General features: G+C 64.2%; 1 protein-coding gene. It reads right to left on the reverse strand.

Translation table 11 applies throughout. The annotated features are described in order from the left end of the window. Positions 1–257 (reverse strand): ABC transporter permease subunit (locus tag ACZ2IA_RS23425; RefSeq protein WP_470294913.1); only part of this gene is annotated, 257 nt, incomplete at both ends.

Consider the following 257-nt stretch of genomic DNA (forward strand, 5'->3'; position numbering starts at 1 on the left):
GCCGCGGTAAAGGCCTTCAGACCGATCAGGAAGCCCATGTAGTAGTGCGCCTGGTCGTAGTTGGTCGCGACCATCACGCCGGCTATCGCGCCGAGCGCCGAGCCCATCACGAAGGTCGCCGAAATCACCTTGTTGACGCTGACGCCCATCAGGCCGGCCACCGCCGGGTTCTGACTGGTGGCGCGCATCGCGCGTCCCAGCTTGGTGCGTTCGACCATCACCAACAGGCCGGCCATGATCACCAGACACAGCACGAT

It is taken from the genome of Crenobacter sp. CS_VA4, assembly GCF_055597485.1.